Source organism: Amycolatopsis kentuckyensis (assembly GCF_002155975.1).
In the GTDB taxonomy this organism is placed as follows: Bacteria; Actinomycetota; Actinomycetes; order Mycobacteriales; family Pseudonocardiaceae; genus Amycolatopsis; species Amycolatopsis kentuckyensis.
Window position 1 is genome coordinate 1 of record NZ_MUMI01000017.1, and the last position, 7,118, is coordinate 7,118.

The following is a 7,118-nucleotide window of genomic DNA, read 5'->3' on the forward strand; positions in this document are numbered from 1 at the left end:
GCCCGCCCGGCGCCGGGCGGCCGAGTCGAATTCCGCCCGGATCCGCTGCCGCCACAGCTCGTAGGGCGGCTCCGCCCCGTCGTCGCCGTCGGCCCGCTCGGTGCGGTCCGCGAGGTTCTGCGCGCCCTGCACGGACAGGTCGGTGAGCACGCCGGCCGCGAGGTGCGTGTGCGCCGGGACGTAGGAGGAGTACGTGCGGGCTTTCACCGCGAAGATCACGCCCAGCGCGAGCTGGTCGTAGTACTCCCCGGCCAGCCGGCGCAGCTTGCCGAGCCCGCGCTGGTCGCTGCCGCCGGCGAAGGTCGCGGCGAGCCCGATCCCGCTCCACAGGTCCGCCCGGCGGTGCTCGGGGAACTTCCCGGCCGCGGCCGCGGCCGCCTCGGGGTTGCCGCCGTTGATGAACCACAGCGCGCGGCCGACGCCCTGGTCGAAGGCGCGGCCGAAGTACTCCGGCCGGCCCGCCCACGGGTAGGGCACCGGGTCCGCCTGCTCGCCGACCCACTTGTCCGTGTCGAAGTAGGCGCGGTCGAAGCCGTAGCCGTCGACGGCGAGCCAGCTCATCACCGGGTGGTAGGCCACCCCGGTCAGCTCGGGCAGGATGGTCTTCCACAGTGGACGCGGCAGCCGCGCCATGGCGAAGCCGATCCCGATGTAGGTCAGGAAGATGTGCGGGCGGCCCGGCCCTTCGAGCAGTTCGCGCGTCCGGTCCCGGCCGCCGCCGGGCATCGCGTCGAGGATCGTGTAGCCCATCGTGGCGCCCTCGTAGGCGAACCCGCGCTGCTCGGGCTCGATCAGCGCGAGGCGCCGTTCGATCTCCCACAGGGAAGCGCCTTCGATGGCCCATTCGAACCCGCACACCACCGCCTGCGGCACCGCCTCCAGCCGGGCCGTCGCGTCGGTGTGGGTGACCGGGAAGCCGCGCTCGGCGAACCCGACCGAGGCGAGCGACGGTGCGAGGAACCGCTTGCGGAGCACTCCGATGACGGTCGACATCCGTGGTCGTCCTTACTGTGACGTGGCTGTCGATCCGGCCGGCTCGGCCCGGATCGGCAGGTCGGGAGGGGAATCAGGCGACGGCACGCAGGTGCGGCCGCTGCGAGGCGAGCATCCGCTGGGTGAACGGGGACTGCTTCGAAGCCAGCGTGATCGCGATCGGCGCGTCGGTGGCCGCGGGGGCGCGCAGGCCGATCCGGCCGGTCGACTGGCCGTACGGCGCAACCTGCACGCCCGAGTAACCGATGGAGAACCGCGGCCCGGGCGCGCCCGGTCGGTGCTGGGCGACCGCGATCGCGGTCCACCGCCCGGCGGGGACGCCGTGGATCGTCAGCTCGCCCGAGCTCATGTTCGCCATGCCGCCGAAGGCGACCGGCCCGCACTGGGGCACCGGGTCGGCGAAGAGCCCGACCAGGATGTCCGCGGGCGCCGAGCCCTGCGGGAGGTCGACCTGCAGCGAAAGGACACCCGTGCCGGTCTGCAGCGAGGCGCAGCTGCGGCCCGCGGTCCGCAGCGTGCGCAGCGACGGCAGCCGCTGGTAGGTGGCCGAAACCGCCACGAGGAGCTCGGCCACCTGCGGTTCCCGGTACTGCGTCGGGGTCATCCCGACCGCACGCGAGAACCGGCTGGTGAAGGTGCCGACGCTGCTGTAGCCGACGCTGCACACGATGTCGGAGACGTTCAGCGACGTCGTCAGCAGCAGCCGCTTGGCCTGGAACAGGCGCACCGCGGTGAGGAACCGGCGAGGGGTCACCCCGGTCGCGTCGGCGAACATCCGGGAGAAGTGGAACCTGCTGACGAACACTTCGGACGCCAGGTCCGCGAGCGTGATCGGCTCGAAGTACCGTTCCTGGATCGAAGAGATCGCCTGCAGCACCGCAGGCCGGACCGCCTTCTCCACTCGTTCGAGTGCGGGCTCACCCAGCCGATCGTCGAACTCGCTGTCTTGGCCGACAGCCGCAACCGATCGCAACATCATCAGTCCTACCTCTGGTTTCCCTGGCGGCAGTTCTCCTGGTGTCAGGGAATGCGCCCGGTCTCGCAGATCGATTGACGAGCGCTGGAGGCGCCGGGCGGAAACCGGCGAGGCCACGCGCGGTCAACGGCAGGGCCGATTACATTCGCCCGGTCGTGGTATGCGAAACGCACGGCGCCGGGGTGCCGGATGCCGGTGCGGTGGCCCGCCGCTGGTCCGGCCGTGGCGGCGCCTGGTCCGTTCCGGGGAACCGGGCCACGGCATCCGCCCAGGTTCGCCCGGGTCCGCCCCGGTGCACCGGGTGCACCGCGCACCCGGCAAACATGCGAAACGCAGGTGCCGCCCCGGAAAACGCACGTCGACTCGGGTGGGCGGTTCACTGGCCGCGCTTCGACCGCTCTGTCACATTCGACACGAAGCCCGGAGTCGGCCGTCCACCGACCTGTGAGCACGAACTGGGGATCGCGCGGACATTCGAGGATGCTGGAGGCTGCCATGTACTCCGCCGAGCGGCGAACCGAAGGCACGAGGAGTGCACCGCGGCAAGGTGTGCGCTTCACCGTCCTCGGTCCGCTGGAAGTGCTCAGCGACGGTGTGGACTACGCGCCCACGACGCCGAAGATCCTGCAGCTGCTTGCGGTCCTGGTGATGCGTCCGGGCCGGATGATACACATCGACACCCTGATCCGGGAGCTGTGGTCCGAAAACCCACCGCGGACGGCGCGGACCACCTTGCACACCTACGTCTACCACCTCCGCCGGTGCATCGAGCAGAACCGGCTGGCGGCCGACGCGGACAAGATGCTCGTGACCAAGCCGTCCGGGTACACCCTGCACATCGAACCGTCCCAAGTGGACGTTCACGAGTTCGAAGACCTGCACCGCCTCGGCCGCGAGCGGACCGACGAAGGCGACCGGCGCGCGGCGGCCGAGGCCTACCGCTCGGCGCTCGCCCTCTGGTCCGGTGCGCCGCTGGCGAACCTGCCGTGCGGGCCGGTGCTGTCGGCGTACCGCACCGAGTTGCTGGAGCTGCGCCGCACGGTGCTGCACCTGCGCATCGAGGCCGAGATCACCGAAGGCCGCCACCGCGAGCTGATCGGCGAACTCCGGTCGCTGAGCACCGGCAGTCCCCTCGACGAAGCCCTGCACGGCCAGCTCATGCGCGTCCTCGGGCGCAGCGGCAGGCGATCGGACGCGATGGCCGTCTACCGCAAGCTGCGCTCCCGGCTGGCCGACGAGCTGGGTGTCGAACCGTGCGACGACATCCAGACGCTGCACCGGGACCTGATCTCCGAAGGTGACCACCGGTGAACCGCTTCCCCGGCATCCGCCGTACCCGTCCGACGCAGTGCCCGACCCAGAAGTGAGGAAGTTCGATGCCCGCTCCGCAAACCCGTGCCTACGGCCAGTTCTGTGGCCTCGCCCGCGCCCTCGAGATCATCGGCGAGCGCTGGTCGCTGCTCGTCGTGCGTGACCTCGTGCTCGGCCCGAAGCGCTACGACGAATTGCAGGCCGGCCTGCCGAAGATCCCGCCGAGCATCCTCTCGGCCCGCCTGAACGAGCTGGAGGCGAGCGGCGTGATCCGCCGCCGGGTCCGCGCCGAGCTCGACGCCGGCCTGGTGTACGAACTCACCCAGTACGGCAGCGAACTCGACCAGGTGCTGCTCGACCTGGGCCTGTGGGGCGCCCGCTCGCTGAACCAACCCGGCCCGGAGGACGTCTTCACCCTCGACTCGGCGATCCTTTCGCTGTACACGACGTTCCGCCCCGAGCAGGCCGACGGCCTGCAGATCAACTTCGAGATCCACTACGACGACCGGATGATCGTCCACGCCCTGGTGGAGGACGGCGCGGTCAAGGTGGCCGAGGGCCGCTTCGCCGGCGTCGACCTGGTGATCCGCGCCGCCCACGGCCCGGCGATCATCGACCTGATGAGCGGTCAGGTCACGGCGGCGGAAGCGGTCCGCTCCGGCAAGCTGGCGATCGAAGGCGACCCGGCCGACCTGGAGCTGTTCACCCGGCTCTTCCACGTGCCTGCGGCGCCGGAACCGCCTTCGGGCATCGTCGTCCGCTGAGGCCGGGCACCCGCCGGAGCGGGAGCAGCGTGTCCCGGGCTCGCCGGGACACGCTGCTTCACAGACGCACCGGAACACCCCGCCTCACAAGGCGAGCCCGATCCGGCGGGCCCGCGCCATCAGGTAACGCCGTTCGGGCAGGCTCGCCGATCGCTCCGCCGCCCGCTGGTAGTGCCGGCGGGCCTGGTCGTGGTCTCCGGCGAGCTCGAGCAAGTGGGCACGGGCCGCGTCGAGCCGCCGCGCCACGTCCTGCGTTCCCTCGATCGAGTCGAGCAGTTCGAGCCCGCGGACCGGGCCGTGCACCTGGGCCACGGCGATCGCGTGGTTCAGCGTCACCACGGGCCCCGGCATCAGCGTCCGGAGCACCTCGTACAGCTCCACGATCTGCGGCCAGTCGGTTTCCGCGGTGCTCGGGGCGCGGTCGTGCAGCGCGGCGATCGCGGCCTGCACCTGGTACGGCCCGACCGGCGAACGGCCGAGGACCCGGTCGATCAGCGCACAGCCCTCGGCGATCATCGCCGCGTCCCAGCGGCTCCGGTCCTGCTCCGGCAGCGGGACGAGGTCACCGTCCGGGCCCGTGCGCGCCTCCTCGCGTGCGTCGGTCAGCAGCATCAAGGCCAGCAGCCCGGCGACTTCGCCTTCCGACGGCAGCAGCGCGTGCACCGCCCGGGTCAGCCGGATCGCCTCGGTGGCCAGTTCACCGCGCCGCAGCGTTTCGCCCGACGTCGCGGTGTAGCCCTCGTTGAAGATCAGGTACAGCACCTGGAGAACGACGCGCAGCCGGTCCGGGAAGTCCGCGGCGGACGGCGCGCGGAACGTCGAGCCGGCGGCCGCGATGCTTTCCTTCGCACGCGTGATCCGCCGGGTCATCGTGGCTTCGGGAACCAGGAAGGCGCGGGCGATCTCCGCGGTGGTCAGCCCGCCGACGGCGCGCAGGGTCAGCGCGACCTGGGACGGTGGCGAAACCGCGGAGTGGCAGCACAGGAACAGCAGGTTCAGGGTGTCGTCCTGCTCGGGCGGCCGGTCCGGGTCCGGCCCGGCGACCACCGCCGCGCTCTCCCCCTCCTGGAGGGCGACCGCTTCCTCCCGCCGGCGCCGGGCACTCTCGCTGCGCCACAGGTCGGTGAGCCGGCGCGTGGCGACCGCGACGAGCCAGCCGCGGGGGTTCTCCGGGATCCCCTCGTCCGGCCACTGCCGCGTCGCCGCGAGCAACGCCTCCTGGACGGCGTCTTCACAGGCCTCGAACTGGCCGTACCTGCCGACCAGCGCGCCGAGCACCTGCGGCACGAGCGGACGCAGGACCTCGCTGAGGGCGGCGTCGGCCGTCACGTCACAGACCGGACTCTTCGGAGTCGGCGTCCGCGAAGTAGAGGACCTCGCGCACCTCGATGCCGAGGCCTTCGATGCCGGCGTCCGGGATCATCGCCGCGAGCTCGTAGGCGCGTTCCCGGCTCGCGCACTCGACGAGGTAGAACCCGGCGAGGAACTCCTTGGACTCCAGGAAGGGCCCGTCGGTCACCGCGGGGAGGCCGTCGCGCACCCGGACGACGGCGCCGTCGCCGGGTTCGGCGAGCGCCTGGGTGTTGATCAGCTCACCGGACTCGCGGATCCGCCGGATGAAGTCCTGGTGCCCCGTCATCACGCCGTTCATGTCCTGCTCGGACAGCCGGCTCAGCACTTCCGGCCGGTTGTGCATGATCAGCAGAAACTTCACGACCGGTTCCCTTCGTCTCGCGCACGTGCGCGTCGGGACGACGATAACCGACCCGCCGTGGAGCAAGCGCAAAGACGCCCGCCGCCGACCGGGCGTGGCACGCTCCAGGAGGTGCACCAGCGGCTCCGGACGAGAGGGCGACCACCATGCCGGACGTGTTCACGGATCTCGGGACGGAGACCGAGGCGCTCGCCACGCTGGCGGAACGCCACGGCTACGGCAACGCCCCGGACGTCACCGCGCACTTCGCCCGCTTGACGTCGACCGCCCGGCTGCTGCGGCTGAGCGTGGAGAACCCCGAAGTCTTCGGGGTCACCGCACAGCTGACCTTCGACAGCCTCGACGAGGCGATCCTGGGCTGGCTGATCGAGCAGCGGAAGGCGAACGCCCTCCTGGCCTCGGCGCCGCCGGACGCGCGGCTGCCGTGGCGGGAGGGCCCGCTGCGGCCGTCGGTGCTCGCCGCCGCCGCGCTGAGCGAGCTCTTCGGCGGCGGCCAGGACATCGCCGACACGTTCGGGGTCCGGATCCGGCGCGACGACGGCATCGGCCACGTCGCCTACTTCGGGGTGCGCAACCGCGACCGCGCCTACCAGCGGCACGGCCGGACACCTCCCGCCGAGCCGTTCCGGTTCGAGCTGCTGGCCCCGTCCGGGGCGCGGTTCGACTTCGGGCCGGCGGACGCCGCCGGCCGCGTCACCGGCTCCGCGGAGGACTTCTGCCTGCTGGTGACCGGTCGCCGGTTCGCGGAACAGCTCTCGCTGACCTTCACCGGAAAGCACACCGCCGAATGGCTGGAACTGCTGGAGTACTGAGCGGCGTCACTCGAACGGAGCCGGGTCCCCCGCACCGATGCGCAGGATCTCCGCTTCACCGGAGGAGAAGTCGACGACGGTCGTCGGCTCGACGCCGCAGTCACCGGAGTCGAGCACCGCGTCGAGCTGGTGGTCCAGCTCTTCCTTGATCTCCCAGCCCTGCGTCATCGGCTCGCCCTCGCCCGGCAGNNCCGAGCTCGGCCAGCAGCGCCTGGGTGACGCGGTGGTCGGGGATGCGCACGCCGACCGTTTTCTTCTTCTCGTGCATCAGCCGCCGCGGCACCTCCTTGGTGGCGGGCAGGATGAACGTGTAGCTGCCCGGGGTCGCCGCCTTGATCGCGCGGAACACCGCGTTGTCGATGTGGACGAACTGCCCCAGCTGCGCGAAGTCCTGGCACACCAAGGTGAAGTGGTGCCGGTGGTCGAGCTTGCGGATGGCGCGGATCCGGTCGAGCCCGTCGCGGTTGCCCGGCCGGCAGCCGAGCGCGAAGCACGAGTCGGTCGGGTAGGCGATCAGCCCGTCGCCGCGGAGGATGTCGACGACCTGC

The 7,118-nt window shown here is 71.5% G+C and carries 7 protein-coding genes and 1 pseudogene; 3 read left to right on the plus strand and 5 right to left on the minus strand.

Annotated features, from left to right (window positions below):
• On the minus strand, positions 1-993 hold a 993-nt coding region (locus CCN39_RS01375), incomplete at its 3' end, for a DUF1702 family protein (RefSeq protein ID WP_143263883.1).
• A 73-nt stretch (positions 994-1,066) separates the two neighbouring features.
• Positions 1,067-1,972: a helix-turn-helix transcriptional regulator gene (locus CCN39_RS01380; RefSeq protein ID WP_167454945.1), complete on the minus strand. Its 906-nt coding sequence runs from the start codon at positions 1,970-1,972 to the stop codon at positions 1,067-1,069.
• A 492-nt stretch (positions 1,973-2,464) separates the two neighbouring features.
• On the opposite strand from CCN39_RS01380, the gene CCN39_RS01385 reads away from it, so the two are divergent.
• Entirely contained in the window at positions 2,465-3,280 is an 816-nt protein-coding gene (locus tag CCN39_RS01385) for an AfsR/SARP family transcriptional regulator (protein ID WP_086837981.1), read from the plus strand.
• Positions 3,281-3,345: 65 nt separating this feature from the next.
• On the plus strand, positions 3,346-4,044 hold the full coding sequence (locus CCN39_RS01390) for a winged helix-turn-helix transcriptional regulator (RefSeq protein ID WP_086837982.1): 699 nt from the start codon (positions 3,346-3,348) through the stop codon (positions 4,042-4,044).
• Between the two features lie 84 nt (positions 4,045-4,128).
• Here the strand turns inward: CCN39_RS01390 and CCN39_RS01395 are convergent, their stop codons facing one another.
• The gene (locus tag CCN39_RS01395; protein ID WP_208630100.1) at positions 4,129-5,373 is read right to left on the minus strand and encodes an RNA polymerase sigma factor; all 1,245 of its coding nucleotides are present in this window, start codon (positions 5,371-5,373) and stop codon (positions 4,129-4,131) included.
• Between the two features lies 1 nt (position 5,374).
• Positions 5,375-5,758, minus strand: coding sequence for a YciI family protein (locus CCN39_RS01400; RefSeq protein WP_086837983.1), 384 nt, complete (start codon positions 5,756-5,758; stop codon positions 5,375-5,377).
• A gap of 146 nt (positions 5,759-5,904) precedes the next feature.
• On the opposite strand from CCN39_RS01400, the gene CCN39_RS01405 reads away from it, so the two are divergent.
• Positions 5,905-6,570 (plus strand): maleylpyruvate isomerase family mycothiol-dependent enzyme, encoded by a 666-nt coding sequence (locus tag CCN39_RS01405; protein ID WP_086837984.1) that lies wholly within the window; start codon positions 5,905-5,907, stop codon positions 6,568-6,570.
• A 6-nt stretch (positions 6,571-6,576) separates the two neighbouring features.
• Here the strand turns inward: CCN39_RS01405 and CCN39_RS01410 are convergent.
• Positions 6,577-7,118 (minus strand): annotated as a pseudogene (locus tag CCN39_RS01410) (L-threonylcarbamoyladenylate synthase); the annotation flags it as partial.